Source organism: Mucilaginibacter sp. KACC 22773 (genome assembly GCF_028736215.1).
GTDB lineage: Bacteria > Bacteroidota > Bacteroidia > Sphingobacteriales > Sphingobacteriaceae > Mucilaginibacter.
This window is the reverse complement of record NZ_CP117883.1, coordinates 3,480,835-3,506,394: the sequence shown is the minus strand read 5'-3', so window position 1 is coordinate 3,506,394 and position 25,560 is coordinate 3,480,835. Positions and strand designations below refer to the sequence as shown.

Here is a 25,560-nt window from a genome sequence, read left to right as displayed (position 1 = left end):
GACAGGAAAATTGGATAGGTCACGGGGAGCCTGTCAAAGGATAGCGGGCAAAGGCCTCATATTTACACATCTTTTTCAAAAGGTACGAAAAAATTATTACCTAAAATTTGTTTCGTACGAAAATGTTCCTACCTTTGAATTGTTATGAGTGAAACACAACAAAACAAGCAACTGGAACCTACAAAATCTGAACTGGAAATATTGCAGGTTTTATGGGAAAAAGGCCCATCGACAGTTCGTGCGGTTAATGATGAGTTGCTGAAGCAAAAAGAGGTAAATTATACAACCACGCTAAAGCTGATGCAGATTATGGCCGATAAAGGTATCCTTAACCGGGACGAAAGCCAGATGAAGCACATTTACAGCGTGGCCGAAGAGGAGCAAAAAACCAAGTCGCATTTGCTGGATAAGTTTGTTGATTCGATGTACAAAGGATCGGCAAGTAAACTGGTGATGCAGTTGCTGGGCAACAAAAAAACAAGCGACCAGGAATTACAGGAGATCAAAGAAATTTTAAGAAAACTGGAGGAATAAACCATGACTTACCTGAATGAATTACTGCCCCAGGGCTTCACCACAGCTTTAAGCTACACACTGCTGCACTCGTTGTGGCAGGGCGTTATACTTGCTGTAATCACCAGCCTTATATTGGTGTTTACCCGCGGGCAAACAGCAGCAAAACGCTACACGTTAATGGTAGGCGCGCTGGTGTTGTTTGCTTTAACGGCCATAGGTACATTCATTTGGGAAATTAACCAAACAACGGCAGGTACAATATCACCAGCCACCAACTACATCTCGCATAATCAAACGCCGCAGACGGCTGTTTTAGGTGTAGCCGGGTTTACGCCAGGTTCAGCAATTGATAAAGGGATAAACTATGTGAATACCCATGCCCAACTGATAGCATTAATATGGTTTTTGGTGGTTTTTGCGCGCGGTCTTCAGTTATTGGCAGGGCTACAGAGCCTGCATCACTTGCGGCGTAGGTCTGTTTTTACTGTTGATGAATATTGGCAACAATGCGTTGCCTTGTTGTCGCAAAAACTGGGGATAAAGCAGATGATAGGTATTGCCGAATCCGGCATAGCTAAAGTGCCTATGGTGATAGGCCACTTGAAACCATTGATCCTCATTCCCGTTGGTTTGTTAACTGCCTTGTCGCCTGCCGAAGTAGAAGCTATCCTGGTACATGAGCTGGCCCATATCCGCCGGCGGGATTATTTGATAAACCTGTTACAAAGCTTCATCGAGATCATTTTCTTTTTTAACCCGGCCGTGCTATGGCTGTCGGCCCTGATCCGTACCGAGCGGGAAAACTGCTGCGATGACATAGCTGTACTGGAAACAAGCAGCAAGGTAAACTACATCAGGGCCCTGGTAAGCTGCCAGGAGTTCCAGCTGTCGGCACCGGCCTACGCCATGGCTTTCTCCGGCAAGCGCGATCAGTTGATTAACCGGGTTAAACGTATGGCGTCGGGTAATAACCACAGCCTTAATATTCGCGAACGCTCTGTTTTGGCCGTGTTATTATTAAGCGCCGGTTTGCTCACCATGGCTTTCAGCAATGTCAAAAGGATTGATAAAATGCTGCTTAATACAGGTAAAACAGTATCGCATGCGGTTGTTTCTGTTAAAAAAGAGTTGTTTCATGCTGATGATACATCATCTCATCATGCTGATTTAAAACCAGGTGACGTAAACAAAGAAGCAAAAATAACTCATGCAGCATCTTTAAAGGCAACTGCCCCGATTTCGGCAGATACGCCTGCTAAAGCAAAACCATTGGATACCCTAAAAAGTAAATTAGGCAGATTGCATGGTGGTCTTGGAACGCTAAGCAAACTTGATGAACAAAAGGAATTGGCAAAAGCCGATTCCGTTAACCAAAGCAGAACGCAAAATACAAAACCAACCGCGCCTGCACAAAACGCTTATAGTTATGGCAGCAAGCCCTATAATAAACAAGACTATAAGTCAGTGTACAAAGCCGACTATAAACCTTACCATGCGCCAACCGAACCAAGTATAGGCGAGGTGGTGACTGCCGAATTGAAAAAGGACGGGCTTATTGATGCTGATGCTCCTAAGGTTTCCTTTAAACTTAGCCAAAGTGAAATGATCATCAACGGTGTAAAACAGCCAGATGATGTTTTTCAGAAATACAAGAAAAAGTATGTGCCCGTTACCGGCAAAAACCAATGGACCTTGTATAATAATTACGATACCGATACCAAAGCAACCACCACCGATAAGCCCTAAATTATTCTGACTGAATGAATTTTAACCCGCCCTCAACAGGTGAACGGGAATTGCCATGCCCAAAATTTGAAAAATATTTAAGATTAAATAACAGATCAACCTAAAAGAAACCTCCTAATACCCATCAATATGAAATTAAAAATTGCAGCTATTTTAGCCGCCTGGCTTTCTATTGCCTCAACTTTGGTAAGTGCCCAAAATTTGATAACGATAACAGGTAAAATTAAAAGCACCGACGCCAAATCGCTGGATGGTGCTACAGTTTACCTATATAAGTTTACGGATTCAGCACTGGTAAAAACAGGTGTGGCAGACGCTATGGGGATTTATATCTTGAAAAATGTAAAAGCCGGACAGTATAAGATGGCCGTTAGCATGATAGGGTATCAAAACTATAAAAGCGCACCTTTTACGTTTGAAAAAGATATGGTGCTGCCGGATATTATTTTGCAGCTTGCCGGTAAAGAATTGAAAGAGGTAGCCGTTGTAGCCCCAAAGCAATTGGTTGAGCACAAAATTGACAGGACGGTAGTAAACGTAGATGCCATGATTGGTAATGGCGGCAACACGGCTATGGATGTGCTTGATAAATCGCCGGGCGTAATCGTCGATCAGAATGGGGGGATCAGCCTTAACGGCAGCGGCAGCGTTAAAATTTATATCGACGATAAGCCTACCTACTTATCGGGGACAGATCTGCAAAACTACCTGCGCTCATTACCTGCATCAACTATCGACCAGGTTGAACTAATGACCAACCCGCCGGCTAAATACGATGCCGCCGGGAATGGCGGAGTAATCAACATCCGCATAAAAAGGAATAAAGCGAAAGGCTTTAACGGTGGCCTTAACATGAATTATACCCAAGGTAAATATGGCAAAACCATCAACAGTTTTAATTTTAATTTCAGGGACAACAAAATTAATGTATTCGGCAACCTGGCTTATAGCACCTCTAATTCGTTTAACGACCTGGTTATTAACAGGTACTTTTTAAACGATGATGGCAACCCTGCTTCCAATTTTTTGCAACACTCATTTATCCGCAGGCAAACAAAAAACCTGAACCTGAGGCTTGGGGCCGATTATTACGTATCTGATAAAACTACAATCGGCATAAATATATTTGGCTTATTAAATCCCGGCGATATCAATACCCGTAATACCAGTAAATTACTTGATGCCGCCAACGTGTTGGATTCGACTATTGTAGCCGATAATAAGGAGCATATTAACTTTAAGAACGGCAATGTAAACCTTAATTACCGCCATCAGTATAACAAAAAAGGGCATGAGCTTACGGTCGACCTTGATTATTTGAACTACGATAACAGCACAAAGCAATCGTTTTTAAATACCGGCTATTTACCGGATGGAACAGTGATAAGCAACGACCTGCTCACAGGTAACCTACCCGAAAATATCCACATCTACTCGGCCAAAACAGATTATACACATCCTTTAAATAATGGCGTTAAACTGGAGGCCGGGCTTAAAATCAGTAATACCCAAACTGATAATATTGCCGACTACTTTTATACCGTTAACAATGTAACCAACCCCGATTATGGTAAAACCAATCACTTTATTTACAAGGAACAAATAAACGCCGCCTATATTAATACAAGTAAAGATTGGAAGCGATTTTCGGCGCAGGCCGGGTTAAGGTTTGAAAATACCGCATCAAACGGGCACCAGTTGGGCAATGTGCAAAAATCCGATTCAACGTTTAAGCGAAATTATAATGGACTGTTTCCAACTGTTTACCTGCAATATAAACTGGATACAGCAGGCAGCCAAAGCATCAGCCTGAATTATGGACGACGGATTGACAGACCATATTACGAGGATTTAAACCCATTTTTGTCGCCCCTGGATAAGTTTACTTATTATACCGGTAATCCGTTTCTTAAGCCGTCATATACCAACAACATTGAGTTGGCCTATAACTGGAAAAACGTTACAGTAACCCTAAACTATAGCAATACGCAGGACGATGTGAACGAAACTATCGAGATTGTAAATGGTATTTATTATAGTCGGCCAGGCAACTTAGGCAGTATAACGGTAAAGGGTATCGCAGCCGACGCAGGTTTCGACCTTGCCAAATGGCTTAATTTTCACATATATTCAAGGGTTTCCAATATTCACTCCGTAAGCGAGTTTTATACCGGTACGTTAAACACACAGGGAACATACTTTTTTGTAAGGCCGGTATTCAAGTTTAAACTACCGCATGATTGGACAACCCAATTGGATGGTGGTTATCAAAGCAAAATAACCAACGCCCAGTTTGTAACTGTGAGCAGGGGGCGTGTTAATGCGTCGGTATCTAAAAAGTTTTCGCCGTCCTTTACCGTCAGCCTGGTGGCCAATGATATTTTTTATACATTCAATGGCGGCGGCGTTATCAATAACCTGGCAAATACCCGCGCCAACTGGACAAACCTTTCCGACAGTCGCAACTTGGCACTATCGTTAAGTTATCGTTTTGGTAAAACCATTGCCGGTTTGCGTAAGCATGATGCAAACGGTGCCGAAAGTGAGCAAAACAGGGTGAAAAACTGATTAAAGAATTAAACCCCGGCTAATTCGCCGGGGCTTAATTCTTTAATCGATAAGTTACTTTTGAAACTGGCTGTTCAGTAAAGCCTCCCAGTCTTTTGCCTGGGTTTCCAGTTGCTTCAGCTTTAATTCATTGTCAATAAATTGCTGGTAAAATGGTATGCTGCAAAGCTGCCGGTTCGCCTGGTCGGCAATTTGCAAAACGATTGATTTTACTGCGGTGCCATTCATGCTTTTTAAAACATAGCAGCGGGTAGCGTTGTTCAGGTCGTTTACGGTCACGGTTTCCTGCGATCCAAAAAGCAACGCTTTGCCCGATTGTGCCCAGCCTATGATCTTATTACCGATAAACTCCGACCGGCTTAAACTGAGGTGATGTTCATTTGCAATTGCCTGCAGGCGCTGGTTTAGCGCCGCGAATCTTTTTTGTTTTGACCGGCGGGTTATGATCACTACCGGGATAATAAATACAGCTAATAGGGTGCCCGCAACCAGGGCATTTTCCGTTATATGGTTCATGCTTGATAATTAAAATTGAATAAATACGCGCTGTAATAAACGCGAAGAATTAAAAAACTTAGATCAGCATGGGTTTACCAGAAACCATGAAACGGGAAAAGGATGAGCCGGTAAAACCGGGATGGTGGCACATTTGAAGCCTTGCTAATGTTGAACCTTGCAAGTGTGTAAGCTGCACTCAGATCAACAGCGGTAAAGAAAGCTGCCGGATGCACCGTAACCTGTAATGCAGGCGCATTAATTTCGGTATTCGTCTCGGCAATTAATTGGTCATGGTGGGTGTTTTGTTTAACACTCGCTTTATTGCTGTCATGTTTGCCGGTATAAGCGCGTACCTGTCCGGATCCGCTTATGTGTAAAGCGAAGAACAAAGTAACTACCAATAACGATTTCATCAACCTGGACAGCATAGGGCAAAGATAATGTTTTAAGAAAGATGAAGTAGGAAATCGCGGTTAAACTTATTACTTCATACAACAGCTTTCAATGTTGAGATAGGTAGCCCCTATGGGGCATAAGAGAATTTTAGACATATTGCTACAAACGGGTAGCCTTTACGAGGCAAGCGCCTTGTCTCGTCCTCAAAAAGGTTACAGTTTTTTAATAATCCTGCTATTTATTTACATACAGGTTGTTAGTAATTGTGCCTCGTAGAGGCTACCTGTTTGTAGGATAAATGTCCAATGTGTTTTTTGCCCCGTAGGGGTTACCTTCTTTCTACATCAAGTTTTTAAAAGTGACTTGTCCCCAGGACGAAACACATATGTGATAATGGTAACCAATCAAAACTATAAAAATCTAAATTTGGTCATCTATTAACGAAACGCTTCCTGCAAAATCAAAATATTGTATAAGTTTAGCCAATGAAATTTAGCGAAGCGGTTGTAAACAATAAAGATCACAACATTGAATGGATAAATAATTTGCGGCTGATCAGCATGTTTGCCGTTATTGTGTTACATACCGCCTCGCCCTTGCTTTTTGGCTATAAAAGTGTGCCTTTAAATGATTGGCTCACCGGCGATGTTTACAACGCGCTTGTGCGCTTTGCTGTGCCGGTTTTTGTGATGATAACCGGGGCATTGTTGTTACATCGCGAATATGGGTTGAGAGATTTTTTGAAAAAGCGTATCGGCAGGCTTATTCTTCCTTTCTTGTTCTGGAGCCTGGTTTATGTTGCCTACCGGCTGTATAACGAGGAGTTTACGTTTACCGGTCATTTGTGGCCCGATGTAAAATTTGTTTTAAATCAACTCAAATCAGGAGCGTATTATCATTTATGGTATGTGTACCTGTTAATAGGGCTGTACCTGTTTATTCCTGTCTTAGGCAAGTTTGTACAGCATGCTACCGAAAAGGAAATATTGTATTTTCTGGTGATTTGGTTTTTAGCGATGTTGTTGGCCACGCCATATTTAAGCATTTTTAATAGCGCTGTAGATATTCATAATTTTACAGGCTATATTGGCTACCTTGTATTAGGGCATTACCTTACTTACAAGCGATTCAACTTGCGGGCATTGCCGTATATTGCCGCCCTTGTGTTCGTCGCCCTGGTGGCTGTAATAAGCTGGGGTACCTACTACTTGCAGGTAAAAGATCATGAGCTTAAAACCTTTTTTTATGAGCCGGTTGGGCCTTTTGTTGTTATGTTGGCCACGTGTGCTTTTTTGATAGCCAAATACACCAAATTGAAACTTAATAAAACCGTGAAACGCGTTTGCGATAATGCGGGTAAATATACCCTTGGTATTTACCTGAGCCATGCCCTGGTATTAAGTATCTTTGATTTAAACGATATTAATTTTACCATTTTTAACCCTGTGTTGAGCATTCCGTTAATAGCTTTTGTTTGCTTTTTACTGTCGTGGCTGTTGGTATATGGCATGAGTAAGGTGCCTGTAATTAAACATTTGGTTGGATAGCGTTAATCAATTACAATAATTAACAAAACGCAAACAATATCTGCGTAAAACCATTATCAAAACAAAACATAAAACCGGCCAATGGATTCAGTTACCCATATTACTTTAGGAGCCTGCATTGGCGAACTTGTATTGGGTAAAAAATTGGGCAAACAGGCACTGTTATGGGGGGCTGTAGCTCAAAGCCTGCCCGATATTGATAGTGCCGGGGCTTTGTTTCTTCCGCCTGAACAGGCGCTTTTGGCTCATCGTGGTATAACCCATTCCTTAGTCTTCGCGGTAGTTGTTGGCCTGGCCTTAGCTTTTTTGGCCCAGCGGATACATCATAAGGTTTACCTCCCGTTTATTATGCTTGCGCTGTTTTTTTGTCTGCAATTAATGCTGCACGATTTGTTGGATACCTGTAATGCCTACGGTACCGGCCTGCTGGAACCGTTTAGCCATCAGCGGTTTTCGGTTAACCTGCTTTATGTGGCCGACCCTTTATTTACCATAGGTTTGCTTGTAGCCTTCGTAGTTTTGGTATTAAAAAACATCAATTATCAAGGCCGTACGAAATGGGCTTTTGCTGCGATGATGCTCTCCGGTTTATATTTATGCTTAGCCGGTTTTAGTAAATTGTACATAAGCGGCAGGGTACAGGCAACATTGGAAAAAGATCAGGTTCAACCAGGCTATTTAATTACACCAGCACCCTTTACCAGCATGCTTTGGTATATTGTAGCGCCCATAAACAATGGCTATAACACGGCCTACAGTTCGGTATTTGATGGTAACGATAACGCATTGAATTACCAGTTCCATGCTAAAGATGAAGGGTTATTAAGCAACATTCAAAATAAAGAATTAATAAATAGCCTCATCTCATTTTCAAACGGGTACTATACTATAACAAAGGCCGGAAACAACACCAATATCAATGTGTTGCGGTTTGGGCAGATACAAGGCTGGGCAGTGGCCGATGCACCTTTCGCGTTTAGTTACCCGCTGGTTGCCGGTAAAAACCAGGCCATGTTGCTGCAGAAAGGCCGCCTGAGTGGCTGGGACGGTCATTCGCTTAAAATTTATATAAAGCGGATACTGGGCAAACCAGTTATTGAGAATAAACCTAATCACAAAATTTAAAAATGAACTGGTATTTACCCGCAATTGGCATTTATCTTATTCTGGTTATTTTCGTTTGCTTTCGTATTTTGTATGACATCCGGTCGGCAACTAAAACTTTCGCGTATTTGCTTATTACCATTCTTGTGCCGGTAGTTGGTATGGCTATTTATTTTGCTGTGGGCGCCAATTACCGGAAAAATAAATTGTACTCCAAAAAAATTGTGAGCGATAGTAAATTACGTGCCGAGATTCGCGAAAAGATTGTACAGGAATCGGAGAAGACATGGAATACTGGTGACGACGATTTAAAAGGCCGTAAAAAGCTTGCCCATATGCTGCTAAATGATAATAGCCCCTTAACCAGCAATAACGATGTAAAACTGTATATCAACGGCGAAGAAAAATTCCCCGATGTAATAACCGCCTTAAAAAATGCCAAACACCATATCCACATGGAATATTATATTTATGAGGATGGCGACATTGGTAACCAGATAAAAGATATCCTAATTAAAAAAGCAGCCGAAGGGGTAAGGGTCCGTTTTATTTATGACGATTTCGGAAGCCGCTCTATACGCCACACCCTGGTGCCCGAATTAATAGCCGGCGGTGTGGAGGCTTACCCTTTTTATAAGATCCTGTTTATCGCACTCTCCAACCGGACAAATTACCGCAATCATCGGAAGATTATAGTGATTGACGGCTGCACTGGCTTTGTAGGTGGCATTAACGTAAGCGACAGGTACATCAATAACAACGGCAAAAAGCAAGTATATTGGCGCGATACGCACGTCCGTATCAATGGCCCCGGGGTATATTACCTGCAATACCTTTTTATATGCGACTGGAATTTTAGCGCGGGTAAAAAGCTGAAGCTGGAGAAGGATTTTTTCTGTTCAACAGAAAGCGCTAAAGGCGAAGCCATTGTACAAATTGCTGCCAGCGGGCCCGACTCGGATATTCCTACCATCATGTTCTCCTTAATCCAGGCCATTGGCATGGCCGAAGAAGAGTTGCTGATAACGTCGCCATATTTTATCCCCGGCGAAAGTGTTTTGGATGCAATTAATGTGTCTGCCCGTAGTGGGGTTAAAATTAAGCTGCTCGTACCTGGCAAGTCAGATTCAGCGTTGGTTAACGCCGCGTCGAGGTCATATTACCGCGAAATGCTCGACGCAGGCGTTGAGGTATATTTATACAAAAAAGGATTTGTACACGCCAAAACCCTGGTAGCCGATGGGCAACTGGCCATTGTTGGCACTGCCAATATGGATCAACGAAGTTTTGAACTGAATTTTGAGGTTAACAGCATAATATATGATGATAAAATAGCAGGCCAGTTAAGAGACGTTTTTTACACAGATATTAAAGATGCCGTTAAAATCAACCCTAAAACCTGGGCCAAACGTACCCTGTTTAAACAACTGCCCGAAAAGCTCATCAGGCTTTTATCGCCGTTGTTGTAGCTATTGCGTTGTCACCCTTAAACTCAAGGTATCTGTTTGCATCGCCGTAAAAATGCCCAGGCCGTTGGTAACGTTGGTGGGCTCGTTGAGCAAAGCCTGTGAATCGCGGGTGATATTGGTTGTCAGTATATTGATGTATTCCTGGTTTACCCGCATTAATATCACTTTATAATGGCCGTAATAGTTAAATGACGATTGTACCAGGTTGTAATAAGATGCGCGCTCCGCGTTAATCTGGAAGCTGGGCTTATTATCACTGCGGATGTAAGATATATAATAGGGGTCGTTATCAAGGTTTTTGAACACCAACAGGTGGTACAGCGAATCGGGGTTGCTCCACTTAATAGTGGCTCTTGCCACATCGGCATATAAGGGGTTGATAGTGCTCGGAACATGAAATATACTATCCGACAGGGTAAAATCTGCAGGTTTGCCCGGCATAATAGTAGTAGCGCTGACTGCTACACCGGCATAGGTAAACTGCATGGTATACGTTTTACCCGTGGTGATAAACGATTGATCGGCATAGGTATACGTGCCGCTTGCGCTTTCGGTTAGCTTGACGCTTTTGCTGCCATCAGATACGCTGATGCTTAAACCTGTAAGTGCCGCGCCGTAAGTTGTAGTATCGGTAAGGGCCTTTTGCTGGTAAACTTTGATACTTAATACCCGGCCGGGGATAAGGTATGATTCTACCACCGGTTTATTGGTAGCCAGTATATCCGACTGATTTTTTTTACACGATGCCAGCAGTATTAAACTGCCTATTAAGCTCAATGCGATATAGCGTGTATATGTTTTTATTTCCATCTTAAGCTGAGTGTTAGGTTGGGGGTAAAGCCCAGGTAATTTACATTGGTGGTTATCACCTGGTTGTTTTGCACCTGGTACTCTTTATACCAGGTATTGGTATGGTTGTAAACGTTGAAGAACGACAGGCCTATCGAACCTACTTTGTGACCATCAATCTTCAGCAGATCATATGATACCGACATATCCAAACGGTGGTATGCAGGCAGGCGTTCGCCGTTTTTGTCGCTGATGTTCAGGTAAGTTTTACTGTTGCCATCGGCTGTTTGAATGGTGTAAGTTGATAGGGGGGCAGTATACGGCCTGCCGGTACTGAACAGGAATGTTGCTGCAAAGTTAAACCTGTTGTAATGGTACATATTGATGGATTTAAACTCATGCCTTACATCCTGGTTGGCGTCGTAATAATAATCGCCGAAGGCGGCAAATTTATTCTGGGCTTTGGCAAGTGTATAACTTACCCAGCCGGTGTAGTTGCCCAGTTTTTTTTGTATCAGCAGTTCAACACCGGCATCACGACCGGTACCTGTATAAAAATCTTCAGTAACAGTTTGTGTTTGCGGCGCGGCCATCCGGAAGCCACCGCCGCCTGTTTGGGTTTGTTTCACCGTGTATTGCGTAAGCCCGGTTAAAGTTTTGTAATAGCTTTCTACACTAATCAAAAACTCATCATTTTCATAGCTAAGGCCGCCTATATAATGCCTGGCCATACCAACCGGGATATTGCTACCGTTGGATAACACCCAAAAGTTACGATCACCGGCCAATATATCCTGGCGGATAACTTGATTTTCAAATTGGTAAAACTGCCCGGTAGCACCCTTTACTGTGAAATGATCATTTAAATTATAACTGGCCGATAGGCGAGGTTCAAAATATGGTTTACCAGTTGGGCCGTAATAGCTGGCCCGTAAGCCCGGCTGGATATGAAAATTATTATTTGGATCGATAGAAAGCTCGGCATAAACACCTTCCAGCATGGCGTTGTTATGTTGGTTAATCAGTTTGCCGGTATCGTTTTGGGTGTATTCGTAATCAATTTTTTTATAGTTAACAAAGCCTCCAAAAAGCAGCTTGTAGGTTTCGCCGGCTTGCCATTCCCATTCAGATTTATAGCCAACATCTTTAAGGTGATTGGTTTCTACGGTGTTATTGCTAAAGGTGTGGGCAATACCATTGCTATCCAGCAATGAGCCGCCCGAACTGGCGCGTTCCCGGTTGTTGAAATACGAGGAGTAGGTAATGTAATTGTTGGAGTACAGTTTTTTACCCCACTGCCTGAACCATTTTACACTGCTGCCCAAGTTGCCGTATTTGGTGTAATCGGTAATACCAATTCCGCTGCCCGATCCTGAAAGGCCCGGAGGCAAGCCAAGGGTACGGCTGTTATCGGTTTTATCGGTTCCAGAGTAATAGCTTACCGAAAGTTTATCCTTATCGCTGATGGTATATGTGTATTTGGCGTTGGCATCGTAAAAATACGAGGCTGGGGTTACCTGGTTGGCAAAGCCGCCACCACCACGGCCGCCAAAACCGCCGCCGCCAAAACCACCGCCCTGCGATGTTGTTGTCTGGTTAAACTGGTTAAATATCTTGTTATAAAAAGGCCCCTGGTATGACCGCCTGATGGAAAGCAACAGTGTTTCATTTTTGGAAAGCGGTGTCTCCAGGAAGCCGCTCGCGCTCAATAAGCTCAGGTCGACACCCATATTGGTTTCGTTTTTATTGCCTTCTTTGCCGTTAATTTCGGTAACGCTTGATAGCCTGCCGCCGTATTTGGATGTAAAGCCGCCTTTATAAAGCTGCACATCCTTAACTGCACTGGCGTTGAAGGCGCTAAAAAAGCCGTATAAGTGATCAACCTGGTAAACTGTAAAGCCATCCAGCAAAACCAGGTTTTGATCGGGCGTACCGCCGCGCACATAGGCCCCGGATGATGATTCGTTTGTGCCGCTCACGCCCGGCATCAGCTGGAAGGCACGCAGAATATCCTTGTCGCCCATGGTTGGCAGCTTATCTAAATTTGCCGGCGAAAGCTGGAGCACGCCCACCTGCCTGCTATCAGTGTTCATAACTCCGCTTTTTTTGCCGGTAATATTAACTTCATTTAAGGTGTTTAGCGATGTGTACAGCCCGCAAATAAGCGTATTGTTGATTTTATCGCTGCTAAGCCTGAAATAGTCTGTTTGGTAGCCCGAATAGGATACCTCGACAACACAGGTATCTGAGGGTACCCGTAAAAAAGTAAAGTAACCATCAGAATTACTCATTGCCGTGAGGTCGGAGTTCCGGATCTTCACCGAAGCAGATGGAAGTGATTCGCCGGTTAGCTGATCGATCACCCGCCCGTTTATGCTGAACATAAAATGCTTGGGGGCTATCTTTGGCGCTATGTCCGGGTCGTCATCATCGGTCTTTTTACGTTTTATTTTGGCATTTGCAGCCTGCAACGAAAGTTGGTTTAGTTTTTTCAACCGGGCCAGGTCGTCGGTGTTTTTGAGGATGTAAATAGTGCCGGTAGATTCAATCCAGTACTTCAAATCGTGTTCCTGGCAAACCTGTTTGATAATGTTTTTTAAAGGCTCTTCAAAAAAATGCTCAACCACATCCATACCTTCAAGTTGGTTTTTATCATACACAATACGGATTCGGTAGGTGGTTGATATGGTATCAAGCATTTGATCAAGCGTGCACAAAAAAAAGTGGTTGACGATAATGTCTTTCAGCTTTTTTTGTGTTTGCTGTGCCTGTGTGGCCGAATGGCCTAAAGCTACGATGGTAAATAACAATAAGGAAAATCTCTTCATCAGGGGTACATTTTCTTTGCAACGAAATTGCACCCTATTTTCATCCACTTAAAATAAATGCGACATCAGGAGAGCTTGTGTAGATAAATGGGGGGAATGTGTAGTGGGTTTTAGTTCATGGGTAATGGATCATTGTTCATGGCAGCAGCTATAACATGCTACATACCTTGATCTATGAAATGAAGATGTTTTTTTGCACCACGAACAATGATCCATGAACTATGAACCAATCACACCTTCCCAATCATTTTATTAATCACCTCCCTGTAGCTGTCGCTTAGGGGCACTTCGGTGTTGATGAGTTTGATGCGGGCTCTGCGAAGCTGGGATACGTGCTGCAGGTTTACTACGAATGATTTATGCACACGGAAAAACTGTTCGGCCGGCAATTGCAGTTCCACAGCTTTAAGGCTGATGCGGGACAAAACCGGTTTTTGCTGATTGGTGAAATGTACTTTTACATAGTCTTTTAGCCCCTCAATATATTCCACCTGGTCGAAACTTATTTTGATGAGGTTATAATCGGCATGCAAAAAGAAATAATTTTTTACCACAGGCTGGGGTACATAACTCCGGCGAAGTTCAAACAGGTCGATAGCTTTGTGGCAGGCTTTTAAAAACCTATCCAGCGGTACCGGTTTTACCAGGTAATCAATTACATCCAGTTCAAAACCTTCCAGTGCAAATTTTTCATAAGCCGTTACAAATATTACCATGGGGCGCTGGGTAAGGCTTTTAATAAGCTGTAAACCATTGATGCCGGGCATATAGATATCGCAAAATATCAGGTCGATCTGCTCCTTCTGCATGGCCAGGATAGCCTCGCCGGCATTGCGGCAGCGTGCGGCTATTTGTATACTATGTACGTGTTTCAGGTTATCTTCCAGCAGGTCAAGGGCCAGCGGTTCGTCGTCAATAATCAGGCATCTCATCATTTAAGTTCAATTTGCAGCATCACAATGTAGGTTTGCTCGTTTTTATTGATGTATAAGTTGTGTTTACCGGGGTAAAGCAGTTCCAGTCGTCGTTTTACGTTGGCTAAACCGATTCCGCTATCATTATCCTTTTGCTTTTCGGCCGCGTTATACACGTTTTGTACCGTAAACCGCAGTGTTTCTTCATCGGCAAAAAGCGTAACCGCAATATCGGGCCTGGCAATATCGCCGGTACCATGTTTAAAGGCATTCTCCACAAAAGGGATCAGCAGCATGGGCTCGATGGTTTTATCAGGCGCTTTTATATCCGATTTAAAGTAAATTTTTACCTGGTCGCCAAAGCGTAGCTGTTGGAGGTTGATATAGCTGCGCAGGTAATCTTCTTTTTTTTGCACCGTTACCATTTCGGCATCGGTAACATACAGCATGTAACGCAATAATTGGGATAACTGTATCAGCGTAGGTTCAACTGCCGCAGGATTTATCCTGGATAACGCCACAGCACTATTGATGACATTAAATATAAAGTGCGGACTGATCTGCGAACGCAGAAAAGCCAGTTCGGACAGGAGCGAGGCATTGGTGATATCCTTCTTTTTATTCATCGCCCTAAACTGATCTGCAAGGTAATGGTAGGCAAAACTTCCGGCAGTTATAGATAGTAACGGAAATAGCACAAATGAAGGCCCATGTGGTGCATGGCCTTCCATATCTTTGATATTAGGTAATGGGAAATACGGCCTGGCGTACAACAACACCACATTAAATACTGCCACGGAAGCCAGCAAAGCCAAAAAATAAAACCAGATATTCTTTTTTAACACCCTGGGGATGAGTAAAAAAGCGTTCAGGTAAAATTCGGAGGCAAGCACCAGATTGAAAACAATAATGCGCCCGGGCGAGAAAAAGTGTTGAGGCATGCCCCGCATGTCTGGCCGCGAGATAATAGGGGTATAAATAATAAGCGCCCAAAACAGCAGGTGAATACACACCTCGATAATAAGCGCCGGCTTTATGCGGTTAAACATGCGGGCTAAGGTAAACGCATTTCCTCATCGTTGTAAATACAATAGACGAGCGGCTTAAATGTGCCGACGAAAGGGGCTTTAGTTGGCAGGGAGCAGTTAGCAGTGGGCAGTTCTCAGTTTGCAGTGGGCGGTTTGCAGTTTTCAGTAGGCAGTTAGCAATTCTCGGTTGAGAGTTCTGAGTAGGCTCTGGGCGGTAGTACTCGGTTAGCAGTTTTGGTTGGCAGTTCGAGGTCGGTGGTATTCGTTGGGCAATCTCGGTTTGCATTGTTATATATTGGTGCTACCTAATACAAATTGCAACCTGGAACCAACCGCAACTGCAATCTGTCCCACCCAATGCAAACCCTCAAGCCGCGACTAAAACTGCCTACTGAAAACCGCCAACTGGGGACTGCAAACTGCCCACCGTGTCATTATTACACAATAGTAGTAGAGTAATTTCCACAAACTCACACGCAACTTTAAATTAAGTGCTGTTTTAAACGTTTTAACCCACATTTAATAATTGGCATTGCAATTGAATATAACTTAATATCCTTCTCAAAGGATTGTTTTTCATAGGTAGATGTAAAGGCCGATAAAACTGCGAGAGTTTTTCGGCCTTATTTGTTTACCGCTGGCAAATTCTGCTCCCTTTAACCCCCTTGGGTGACCTGATTACTTCAAACGTTTTGTATAATCGGGTTCGCACGCCGTTTTGATTAGGCTATTGCTTGCCGGATATTAATAGGTTTGCTGTTTTAAATTACCTTTAGTCATTCATCATCCTTTTTTTGCCGCTATAACTGGTTATCGTAATCCTCGCCACATCGGCGCCGACCTGCAAATTACGCGATGACTGTGACAGGTAGGTTGAGCCATAGTAAAACTCCACCCTTTTCTTGCCGCCGTTTTTATAGATGATATCTGCATAAAAATCATCGGCTTTTAGTTTGATGTACTTTTTAGGTTGAATGCCTATGCCGGTTTGCCTGTAAACCTTTAGGCTATCCTGGTTTTGTGTGGCAACTAAAACATCACCTCCTTTAGCAGATTGTACGGTGGCCAATCCCTTGGCATCGCCGTTAATAAACAGGCCGCTTTTAGCTACAGATAGGGGAGCGAAGCCGCCTTTGCCATTACCTTTCAAGTACAAGCCCATAAAGGCATCATGCCGCCCGGTAAACGGCTCCATGCCAAAATCATTACCCGCCATTACCAGATCCAGGTTGCCGTCCTGGTCAATGTCTTTAGCAACCATACCGTATACGGGTGCCATTTGTGCGGCTAATGGCATAGGGCTTATTGCAAACTTGCCGTTTCCTTTATTGGCAATAAAACTGGTGTTCATATCACTGGCTTTCATGATCACTGCGTTTTCTTTGTCTTTGTCGCTCCATAAATCGTCCATAGTAGCTTTGCCGAAGCCCTTGTAGCTTGGGTATTTTTTACGGATAGATATCAGCTGGCTTATCAAATCGTCGCGGGTGTGCATCGGGAAGGGCTTTTGCAAACCGTCCTCGGCCTTCATGTAGCAAAATATCATAGCATCAAATGATCCGTTGCCATCAAGGTCTTTACCCATAATGGTCATTGGTTGTTCAAAAGTTGCTTTGTAATTTGAGTTTTGCCCCAGGTTGCCGGCTACATAATCCACCTGACCATCGTTATTAAAATCACCGGCAACAATGCTGTTCCACCAGCCAACGTGGTTGTCAATTCCCGTTTTTATTTTGGTAAAACCATTACCGGTATTTTTGTAAAAGGTTACCGGCATCCATTCGCCCACAACAACCAGGTCAACAAGCCCGTCGTTATCAAAATCAGACCATAGCGCATCGGTAATCATCCCGCCGCGTGCCAGTTCAGGACAAAGCTGTGCGGTTACGTCGGTAAATTTGCCGCCATCGTTTCTGAAAATATGGCTCACCGGCGATGATGGGTAAGCGCCCGAAACAGATCGTCCACCCACAAACAAGTCAAGGTCGCCATCGTGGTCAAAATCGGCGGCCCGTACGCACGAGCCATTATCGTACTCAACCGGCACTGCGCCAAAGCTTTTGGTAAACTGGCCCTTGCCATTGTTGATATATAGCCGGTCCTGCGCGGTAGTATGGTCTTTCGGGAACTCGTAGCTGCCGCTAACCACATATAAATCAAGGAAACCGTCGCCATTGGCATCAAACAACAGCGCGCCCATATCTTCTTCCTCCTTGAAACTATCGTTTAAAAAACGATTATTGTCCATGGTAAACTTACCGTCGGCACCCTGCATAAAAAACACGCCTTTATTGCCTGCAGCCCCGCCAACATAAAAATCGTCGTAGCCGTTGTTATCTACATCACCTACAGCTATAGATGGCCCATACTGGCTTAGTTTATGCGGTAGGGTTGGTTGGATGTTATAATCAATGGCATCTTTTTCCTGGTGCACATATTTGATACCCAATTGGTTTGCTGCTGATTGGAATACCGGTGCACTCTCCAAATGAAGCTGGGGGCTGTAACTGCCTGAACCGTTTTTGTATTGCAGGGTGATAGTTTGATTTGCCTTGATGTTTTTTACCAATTCGGTTTTGCCATCTGCCCAGCGGATGCGCAACGAATCAATTTCATTAGCAGTGCCGATACCGAAATGTGCTTTGGCATCATCGGTGCTCATATAGCCGCGGCAGGGTTGCTGGTCGTAAAATTGCTGTTTGCCCTGGTAGTAAATACGCATGGTTGCACCAATGCCGCCAAGGTTTTTACTATCTCCCGTTAGCTTAACGGTGAGGTAATGGTGCGTTTTATCTACCTGTGTTTTGCTGTTTAGTGTGTTTTCGTAAATGAAGGCATCGTCATCAATATTGTTGATTACCAGGTCAAGGTCGCCATCGTTATCAAGGTCGGCATAAACGCCGCCGGTTGAAAAAGTTGGTTTAACAATACCCCAGTTTTTCGACTGGTCGGCAAACATATAGCCGCCCTGGTTTTTAAAAGCATAGCTGGCCGTTTTAACAACCGGGAACGAGTCGGCTGCGGCCAACGTGCGGTTTTCCTTTACCGTGCGACCCTGGTCGTTACTGTACAAGGCATGGTCCAGGTCGGTTACGTCTCGGGGGTAGCCGTTGGTAATCACCATATCGCGGTAACCGTCATTATCAAAATCGGCCACTAACGGTGTCCAGCTCCAATCGGTTTGATAAATGCCGGCCATGTAGGCTATATCGCTAAACTGGGTGTGCCCCAGCGGCGTTTGTCCCTGGTTTAATTGCAATACGTTACGGATATACTGATGCTCGTAATTGAATTTTTTGTTATTGATGTAGGTAATGTAGTTATCGCCCATCAGCATGGTTTTTTTGCGCACATTTTCTTCGGGCAGCATCTCTAACGACACCAGGTCGGGCAGGCCGTCGTTGTTGATGTCTACCATATCCGAGCCCATTACCGACCAGCCGGTATGTTTAAAATAGTCGCCCGCGCGATTGGTAAACGTCCCGTTTTTATTGTTGATGTATAGCACATCGTTTGATATAAAGTCATTGCCTACATAAATATCAGGCCAGCCGTCGTTGTTAATATCTGTTACCGATACCGAGTTGCCAAAGCCCTCAATTAAAATGCCTGCCTCTTTAGTAACATTGCTAAATGTGCCGTTACCGTTGTTGTGGTAAAGGCGGTCGTTATTTTCAGCGCTGCCATCGGTCAGTTTAGGACGATAAGCTACAGGGGTGGTTTTGCCTAAAAAGTTTGTCAGCAGGTACATATCCAGGTCGCCATCATGGTCGTAATCAAAAAATATCGCTTGCGTGCTGTAGCCATCATCGTCCAGTCGGTAGGCCTTTGCTTCGTCTTTAAAAGTGGGTATACCATCTTTATTATTGCCCTGGTTAATGTACAGCATGTTACGGCGCTGTTCGGGATTTGATTTAAACGACGCACAAACGTAAATATCCATTTTGCCATCGTTATTAATATCAACAACGGATACCCCCGCGCTCCATTTGCCTTCGCCATCAACGCCGGCAGCATTGGTTATATCGGTAAATTTCAAGTCGCCTTTGTTAAGGAATAGCTTATTGGCCACCATGTTGCCTGCGAAGTATACGTCGGGCAGGCCATCGTTATTAAAATCGCCTATGCCCACGCCGGCACCGTTGTACAAGTAAGGATGGTTAAGAATGTTTATACTATCGCTTGGGCTCAGTGTGTTTTTAAAATCGATGCCGGTTTGTGATGCGTCTAATAGTTTAAAAAGGGTAGGACCGCCCTGTTTGCGCGAGCAGCCGGCTGCAAAAAAAAACAATAGTATAAGCGCGGGTTTAAACTTAATGAGTAAAGGTTTTATCATGTAATTACAGTAAAAATTTAATAATGGTTTATGCTTTGGTTAAGCTTTAACTTATTGAACGCTATACAGTAAGCGCACGTAAAGAAAATGGATTTTGATATAACAGATTCTGCAAATCATCTCAATATTTCGTCAAATTGTATCGCTCAATATATGTTTATGGATTTCCTGTTAGCTTTGATGGATAGCCTATCGGGGCCAATTAACCTTTATTAATTTTATCGGAACCCATGTATGAATAAACTTTACTTTACTGTTTTTGCCGTTACCTTGTTATTTGGCTGTAGTAAAAATAGCGGGTGGAAAAAATCAGCCGAAAACCCCAATTACATCCATCGATCTGTACGCGAGGTTAGCGAGGTAATGCTGCATGATATTTATTCGCCGCCGGTGGCAAGCCGTATTTACGCTTATATTACCATTGCAGGGTACGAGGCCGCGCGTAACGGCGATACAAAATATCTGTCGCTTGCTGGCCAGGTAAAAGGTTTGGATTCAATCCCCGAACCGGAAGCCGGCAAAACATATTGCTACAATTTAGCTGCCGCGCATGCCATTTTAACGGTTGGGAAAATACTGGTCATGTCTGAAGGCCGGATAGAGGCTTTCCACAGCGGGTTGATGGATGAATTTAAAAATACCGGCATGCCCGATGAAGTATACCAAAACTCGATAGCTTATGGAAAGTTGATTGCCGACCGGATTATTAAATGGGCGGGCAAGGATAATTATAAGCATACCCGTTCGTTATCAAAATACGATGTGCAAACAGACGATGCCACCTGGAAGCCGACACCACCGGCCTATATGAAAGGGGTGGAGCCGCACTGGAACGAAATACGTCCATTTTTACTGGATTCGGCACAACAGTTTAAGCCTGCAAAAGCGGTGGATTTTTCGAAGGAACCCACCAGTTATTTCTATAAACTGGCTGTTGCTGTAAGGGAGGCCGGCCAGCATTTAACACCCGAGCAAAGCACCATAGCCACATATTGGGACGATAACCCGTTTAAAGTTAATACCAATGGTCATACCATGTTTGCTACCAAAAAAATATCGCCAGGAGGCCATTGGATCAACATTGCCGGGTTGGTTTGCCGCCAGGCAAAAGTCGACTACGTCCGTTCGGCTGAAACCTATTCCTGCCTGGCTGTTGTAATTGCCGATAGCTTTATTAATTGCTGGGACGAAAAATACAAAAGCAAAGTTATTCGCCCCGAAACCTATATTAACCAATACATTGATCAAAACTGGATGCCTTTGCTGCAAACCCCACCATTCCCCGAGTATACCAGCGGGCATAGCGTAGTTTCAAATGCATCGGCAGTTATGCTTGGCAAGTTGTTTGGCGATAATTTTGCTTTTACCGACTCCACCGAGGTGGAGTTTAGCATCCCGGCGCGGAAGTTCGAATCATTTAAAGCGGCCGCCGATGAGGCAGCTATCAGCCGGTTTTACGGCGGTATTCATTATATGCCATCCATTGTAAATGGCATTGACGAAGGGAGACGTATCGGAAACTTCGCGATCAACAAGCTAAAGACACATGAGTAGTATCAAGTACTTAGTATCAAGTATCAAGACAGCTGCCTTTTTTAGTACAAATGGCAAGTATCAACGTAGCCGCAAATACAGTGGTAAAGCTGCAAGTCAAAAATCTTGATACTTGATACTAACTACTTGATACTGTCTTAACCTTCTGATTCTTTTTATTTTGTTGATACTCGGTAGGGGTGGTACCAAATTGTTTCAAAAAGTTACGGCCCAGGTGCGATTGTGAGCTGTAACCTACCATATTGGCAACTTCATAAACCTTATAATCGCCATCTTCAAGCAGTTTTGCAGCTGCCTTAAGGCGGGTTATATTAATCAGTTCGTTAATGGTTAAGTTTGATATTGCTTTAATTTTACGGTACAACGTAGGCTTACTCATATTCATCAGGCTGGCAATATGCTCCACATCAAGGTCGGGATTTTGAATGTTGTGGTTAATTACCGCGTTAAGCTTATCCAAAAAGCTTTCGTCCGGTTTGGAGTAGGCCATAGTTTTAATATTTGCCAGCGGCGAACTTGCAAAATGGTCTTTGATTTTATTGCGGTTGATAAGCAGATTGGCTATTTGCACCTGTAAATGCTCGGGCGAAAACGGTTTTTCGATATAGGCATCTGCACCTACTTCCAGGCCTTCTATTTTGCTTTGCAGGGTGTTTTTAGCCGTGAGTAATATAATAGGGATATGGCTGTAATCAAATGTGGTTTTAATGCGCTTGCATAACTCAAAGCCATCAATTCCCGGCATCATTACATCGCTGATAATAAGCTGGATGTTTTCAATTTCTATCATATCCAGCGCTTCCTGGCCGTTTAATGCTTTTATTACAGCATATTTATCGCTCAGGTCGTCCGAAATAAAATCAAGTATCTCGGGATTGTCATCCACCAAAAGTATAATCGGTTTCATAAAATCAAAGTTTTCTTCTTTAATAGAATCGGTTAGTTCATAATCGTCGGGAGTGTTGTGCAGGTCAAATTCCTTCTCCTGGTGAATAGGCAAGGTTAAGTTAAAAATATTGAAATCGTTAATAGATTTATTCAGCACCAATAATCCTTTGTGCAATTCGGCAAGGGAACGCGACAGGGAGAGGCCTATCCCTGTGCCAATTTGTTTTTCTGATTCCTTCATCCTGAAGAAGGGCTCAAAAATCTTTTCACGCATTTCGTAAGGCACAATGTAACCGTTGTTTCTTATTTCAATGGTAAATGTATTATCGCCGGGTTCGGGCTTCAGCAGTTCCACCTCTATAGCGTTTTCGCCATATTTAATAGCGTTATTGATCAGGTTACTTATTATTTTGGTAAATGCTTCAATATCAACATAGGCATACAAGGTTTTATCTACACATATTAGGGTGTAACGTTGCCCTTTTTGCTCGGTTAGGGGCTTAAACCTTAAAAATATATCGGCCAGCAAATCGGCTATGTTTGTTTTTACAAAACTCAGGCTAAAACCATTGGTTTCTGTTTTCCTGAAATCAAGCAACTGGTTTGTCAGATCGAGTAGCCTGTTGGTGTTTTTCTCCATGATCTTCAGGTTATTCTGAATCTCGGGTACGTGCTCAGATCTTTTGATCACCTTTTCCATTGGCCCTTTTATAAGGGTTAGCGGAGTACGTATTTCATGTGCTACATTGGTAAAAAACTCAATTTTGGCATTATATATCTGTTTTTCCTTGTCGCTCTCCAGTATCTCTATCAATCGTTTATTGCGCTGTTTGTTGCGGTTGTGGTACTGCCTTAACAGATAATAGCCAGTTAAAATAACCAGCATTGTATACAGTGCATAGGCCCAGGAACTTGCCCAAAAAGGCGGCGCAATGTTTATTTCAAGGGCTGTTTCTTTAGTGCTCCAAACGCCGTTATTGTTTGCAGCTTTTATTATAAAGGTATAATGGCCGGGCCGCAACTGTGTAAAGTATACTTTGCGGTTTCGTTTTAAATCTGTCCAACCTTTGTCCAGCCCTTTCATGGTGTATTTATACTGGGTCATCTCGGGCGACGGGTAGCTTAAGGCGGCAAAATCAATGCTAAATGACGATTGGTTATAATTTAAATTAATTTTTTTTGTGTAGATGATGGATTGCCGGAGTAACGAATCGGCCCCATTTACCACTATCTCCTGGTTGTGTACCTGGAAACCGGTTATAAATACCGGGGCAACATAGTTGTTTAAGGCAAAAGCCGACGGATTAAAGCTTATCATCCCTTTAACGCAGCCAAAATACATGGTGCCATCAGTATCTTTAAATGCCGAATTGTAGTTAAACTGATCGCTTAATAAACCGTTAGCCCTGGTATAAACCTTAATGCTGTTGGTAATAATGTTAAAGCTTACCAGGCCGCGGGAGGTGCTGATCCATAGGTTTTTATGATTGTCTTCCAGCATCCTGAATACATAGTTGCTTGGTAAACCATTATCAAGATCATAAAACTTAAAGGTTTTTTTATCCGGATCATATCTCCATAAACCAAGCCCATCGGTGGCAAACCATAAAATATGGTTACTATCCTCAAATACACCGTTAACTGTTGATCCGTTAATAGCTTTTTTCACAGGGTATGCATCGCGGATGTGCGTACTGGTATTGGTGCCGGGGTCATAAGTATAAATACCATCCCTAACAGTACCTATCCAAAGTTTGCCCGAATGGTCTTCAATAATATCATAAATAAAATCACCTCCCGGTATTTTATCAATTAATGTAAAATCGGCCTTTTTACGGTTATAAATATAAAGACCCCTGGTAGCCCCCACGTATATGGTACCCTTCCTTGTTTTACGAAAACAAATTATGAAGTTGCTTTTGAGGTTGCTGTGTTTACCAACCAGGTAAACTTTTACCACCTTACCGCTGGGAATATCCATAACATCAACCCCGCGCTCAAAGGTGCCTATAAGCAAATTTTTGCCATCGGCTACCAGGCCGTGGATATTGGTATTGGTTATGTCGGTTTTGCCGCCCGGCAGGTAGTGCGTCCAGGTGCGTTTATCGGCGCTTAATTTATTCAGGCCGTTATCTTCGGTTCCCATCCATAGGTTGCCGTAATCGTCTTTGCAAATTTCGCGTACCACGTTCCCTTTAAGCGAGTTTTTTTCATCGCCGGGGTAATATTTGTTGAAAGTTGAATATTGTTTTGGATAATAATTTATCCCGCCAAAATAGGTGCCTGCCCAAATACCGCCCTCCACATCCCGGCATAGGGTGTACACGGCATTATCCGATATACTGTACGGGTCGTTATACTTTTTCCTTAAATTGGTAAAAGAGTTGTTAAGCACATCGTAAATAAATATTCCCGATTCGGTAGCCAGCCAAAACTGGTTATCGGCATATTTTGCAAAATCCCTTACATAAATGCCGGTTTTGTTTTTATTATTTGTCAGTACATCGGAATAAGTTCCGGTAACGCAGTCAAATATTTTAAAACCCTGACTGGTTGTACCTATAAATATTTTATTGTTGCCTGCATTAAAAATTTTTTCAGTGAAGTAAGAGGGAGCCCAATTGGAGTGGTTAACTATGCTGTAGCTTTTAAAGGTATTGCGAACGGTGTCCAGCCGTTCAATAGTGCCGCTATTGGATGATACCCACATATAGCCGTTATTTTGCACTATACCCGAGGCTTCAAAATTTTGCAGTTTACCAAAGTCGGTTGTTTTGCCGGTTTGCGTATTATACCTGATCAGGGACGATCCTGCGATGTACCAGCAATTATTATAATGGTCAAATTCGATAGCTCTGACACCATTGGTATTTGATGGATTTACGCGGATAAAACTTTCTGTTTTGCTATCAAATTTATCAATCCCCTCATCGGTGCCCACCCATAAATTGCCGTTGTTGTCAAGCCTGAGGGCATGTACCATGTTGCTGCAAATGCTGCGTGGATTTTTAGGATTATGCCCGAAAACCCGGAATGTGTAACCGTCAAAACGGTTTAAACCATCGCGCGTGCCAAACCATAAAAATCCCTGTTTATCCTGCAGGCTGCAGTAAACGGTATTGTTTGACAAGCCCTGCTCAACCTGGTAATGCCTGAAATAATAAGGCTGTGCATTACATATAGTAAGCGGGAATATGAACAGTAAATATAATAAATATGCAGGTTTCAAAATCGATCTCTTGAACAAATATAGCCATTCTGAACAAGGGTTTTCGTCTGAATAAAAATTGATACTTTTTGACTAATTATTGAGATGATTTGGTTAATAAGGAGCCCCCCTAAATCTTTTTCTTTACATCGTGATTTTAGATATGTCAAC

15 protein-coding genes are annotated in these 25,560 nt (G+C 43.2%); 7 read left to right on the top strand and 8 right to left on the bottom strand.

Annotation, left to right across the window (positions count from 1 at the left end):
• Nucleotides 1-144: 144 nt before the first annotated feature.
• The 3 genes from PQ469_RS14555 (at nucleotide 145) to PQ469_RS14545 (ending at nucleotide 4,830) form a co-directional block, all read left to right on the top strand.
• Nucleotides 145-534, top strand: a complete 390-nt coding sequence (locus PQ469_RS14555; protein ID WP_147052007.1) for a BlaI/MecI/CopY family transcriptional regulator — start codon at nucleotides 145-147, stop codon at nucleotides 532-534.
• A gap of 3 nt (nucleotides 535-537) precedes the next feature.
• Nucleotides 538-2,262, top strand: coding sequence for a M56 family metallopeptidase (locus PQ469_RS14550; protein WP_274213613.1), 1,725 nt, complete (start codon nucleotides 538-540; stop codon nucleotides 2,260-2,262).
• A 129-nt stretch (nucleotides 2,263-2,391) separates the two neighbouring features.
• Nucleotides 2,392-4,830, top strand: coding sequence for a TonB-dependent receptor (locus tag PQ469_RS14545; RefSeq protein WP_274213612.1), 2,439 nt, complete (start codon nucleotides 2,392-2,394; stop codon nucleotides 4,828-4,830).
• A 54-nt stretch (nucleotides 4,831-4,884) separates the two neighbouring features.
• Here the strand turns inward: PQ469_RS14545 and PQ469_RS14540 are convergent, their stop codons facing one another.
• Both PQ469_RS14540 and PQ469_RS14535 read right to left on the bottom strand, forming a co-directional pair.
• Nucleotides 4,885-5,346 carry a hypothetical protein gene (locus tag PQ469_RS14540; RefSeq protein WP_274213611.1) on the bottom strand — a complete coding sequence of 154 codons (462 nt, stop codon included), beginning with the start codon at nucleotides 5,344-5,346 and terminating at the stop codon, nucleotides 4,885-4,887.
• Nucleotides 5,347-5,420: 74 nt separating this feature from the next.
• Nucleotides 5,421-5,756 carry a hypothetical protein gene (locus PQ469_RS14535; protein ID WP_274213610.1) on the bottom strand — a complete coding sequence of 112 codons (336 nt, stop codon included), beginning with the start codon at nucleotides 5,754-5,756 and terminating at the stop codon, nucleotides 5,421-5,423.
• Nucleotides 5,757-6,209: 453 nt separating this feature from the next.
• On the opposite strand from PQ469_RS14535, the gene PQ469_RS14530 reads away from it, so the two are divergent.
• From PQ469_RS14530 to cls, 3 genes are all read left to right on the top strand, one after another.
• Nucleotides 6,210-7,271 (top strand): acyltransferase, encoded by a 1,062-nt coding sequence (locus tag PQ469_RS14530; protein WP_274213609.1) that lies wholly within the window; start codon nucleotides 6,210-6,212, stop codon nucleotides 7,269-7,271.
• Between the two features lie 81 nt (nucleotides 7,272-7,352).
• On the top strand, nucleotides 7,353-8,396 hold the full coding sequence (locus PQ469_RS14525) for a metal-dependent hydrolase (RefSeq protein WP_274213608.1): 1,044 nt from the start codon (nucleotides 7,353-7,355) through the stop codon (nucleotides 8,394-8,396).
• Nucleotides 8,397-8,398: 2 nt separating this feature from the next.
• Nucleotides 8,399-9,844 (top strand): cardiolipin synthase, encoded by a 1,446-nt coding sequence (cls, locus tag PQ469_RS14520; protein WP_274213607.1) that lies wholly within the window; start codon nucleotides 8,399-8,401, stop codon nucleotides 9,842-9,844.
• On the opposite strand, the gene PQ469_RS14515 is transcribed toward cls, so the two are convergent.
• The 5 genes from PQ469_RS14515 to PQ469_RS14495 form a co-directional block, all read right to left on the bottom strand.
• Nucleotides 9,845-10,654 (bottom strand): DUF4249 domain-containing protein, encoded by an 810-nt coding sequence (locus PQ469_RS14515; RefSeq protein ID WP_090650915.1) that lies wholly within the window; start codon nucleotides 10,652-10,654, stop codon nucleotides 9,845-9,847. It abuts the gene before it with no gap.
• Entirely contained in the window at nucleotides 10,645-13,461 is a 2,817-nt protein-coding gene (locus tag PQ469_RS14510) for a TonB-dependent receptor (protein ID WP_274213606.1), read from the bottom strand. Before PQ469_RS14510 ends, PQ469_RS14515 begins: the two co-directional genes overlap by 10 nt.
• Before the next feature lie 230 nt (nucleotides 13,462-13,691).
• On the bottom strand, nucleotides 13,692-14,396 hold the full coding sequence (locus PQ469_RS14505; RefSeq protein WP_225976395.1) for a LytR/AlgR family response regulator transcription factor: 705 nt from the start codon (nucleotides 14,394-14,396) through the stop codon (nucleotides 13,692-13,694).
• Entirely contained in the window at nucleotides 14,393-15,424 is a 1,032-nt protein-coding gene (locus PQ469_RS14500) for a sensor histidine kinase (protein WP_274213605.1), read from the bottom strand. The genes PQ469_RS14505 and PQ469_RS14500 overlap by 4 nt, the downstream gene beginning before the upstream one ends.
• A gap of 751 nt (nucleotides 15,425-16,175) precedes the next feature.
• Nucleotides 16,176-19,739 (bottom strand): VCBS repeat-containing protein, encoded by a 3,564-nt coding sequence (locus tag PQ469_RS14495; RefSeq protein WP_274213604.1) that lies wholly within the window; start codon nucleotides 19,737-19,739, stop codon nucleotides 16,176-16,178.
• 234 nt (nucleotides 19,740-19,973) lie between these two features.
• Between PQ469_RS14495 and PQ469_RS14490 the strand changes: the two genes are divergently transcribed.
• Nucleotides 19,974-21,293 carry a vanadium-dependent haloperoxidase gene (locus PQ469_RS14490; protein ID WP_274213603.1) on the top strand — a complete coding sequence of 440 codons (1,320 nt, stop codon included), beginning with the start codon at nucleotides 19,974-19,976 and terminating at the stop codon, nucleotides 21,291-21,293.
• 118 nt (nucleotides 21,294-21,411) lie between these two features.
• Here PQ469_RS14490 and PQ469_RS14485 read toward each other — a convergent pair whose 3' ends face one another.
• Nucleotides 21,412-25,410: a hybrid sensor histidine kinase/response regulator transcription factor gene (locus PQ469_RS14485; RefSeq protein WP_274213602.1), complete on the bottom strand. Its 3,999-nt coding sequence runs from the start codon at nucleotides 25,408-25,410 to the stop codon at nucleotides 21,412-21,414.
• Between the last annotated feature and the right edge of the window lie 150 nt (nucleotides 25,411-25,560).

Bases quoted from the DNA above. Each gene is read 5' to 3' on its own strand.
- PQ469_RS14525 (WP_274213608.1), top strand. From the start codon at position 7,353: ATGGATTCAGTTACCCATATTACTTTAGGAGCCTGCATTGGCGAACTT.
- PQ469_RS14495 (WP_274213604.1), bottom strand. From the start codon at position 19,739: ATGATAAAACCTTTACTCATTAAGTTTAAACCCGCGCTTATACTATTG.
- PQ469_RS14540 (WP_274213611.1), bottom strand. From the start codon at position 5,346: ATGAACCATATAACGGAAAATGCCCTGGTTGCGGGCACCCTATTAGCT.
- PQ469_RS14500 (WP_274213605.1), bottom strand. From the start codon at position 15,424: ATGTTTAACCGCATAAAGCCGGCGCTTATTATCGAGGTGTGTATTCAC.
- PQ469_RS14550 (WP_274213613.1), top strand. From the start codon at position 538: ATGACTTACCTGAATGAATTACTGCCCCAGGGCTTCACCACAGCTTTA.
- cls (WP_274213607.1), top strand. From the start codon at position 8,399: ATGAACTGGTATTTACCCGCAATTGGCATTTATCTTATTCTGGTTATT.
- PQ469_RS14505 (WP_225976395.1), bottom strand. From the start codon at position 14,396: ATGATGAGATGCCTGATTATTGACGACGAACCGCTGGCCCTTGACCTG.
- PQ469_RS14515 (WP_090650915.1), bottom strand. From the start codon at position 10,654: ATGGAAATAAAAACATATACACGCTATATCGCATTGAGCTTAATAGGC.
- PQ469_RS14510 (WP_274213606.1), bottom strand. From the start codon at position 13,461: ATGAAGAGATTTTCCTTATTGTTATTTACCATCGTAGCTTTAGGCCAT.
- PQ469_RS14535 (WP_274213610.1), bottom strand. From the start codon at position 5,756: ATGCTGTCCAGGTTGATGAAATCGTTATTGGTAGTTACTTTGTTCTTC.
- PQ469_RS14555 (WP_147052007.1), top strand. From the start codon at position 145: ATGAGTGAAACACAACAAAACAAGCAACTGGAACCTACAAAATCTGAA.
- PQ469_RS14530 (WP_274213609.1), top strand. From the start codon at position 6,210: ATGAAATTTAGCGAAGCGGTTGTAAACAATAAAGATCACAACATTGAA.
- PQ469_RS14490 (WP_274213603.1), top strand. From the start codon at position 19,974: ATGAATAAACTTTACTTTACTGTTTTTGCCGTTACCTTGTTATTTGGC.
- PQ469_RS14545 (WP_274213612.1), top strand. From the start codon at position 2,392: ATGAAATTAAAAATTGCAGCTATTTTAGCCGCCTGGCTTTCTATTGCC.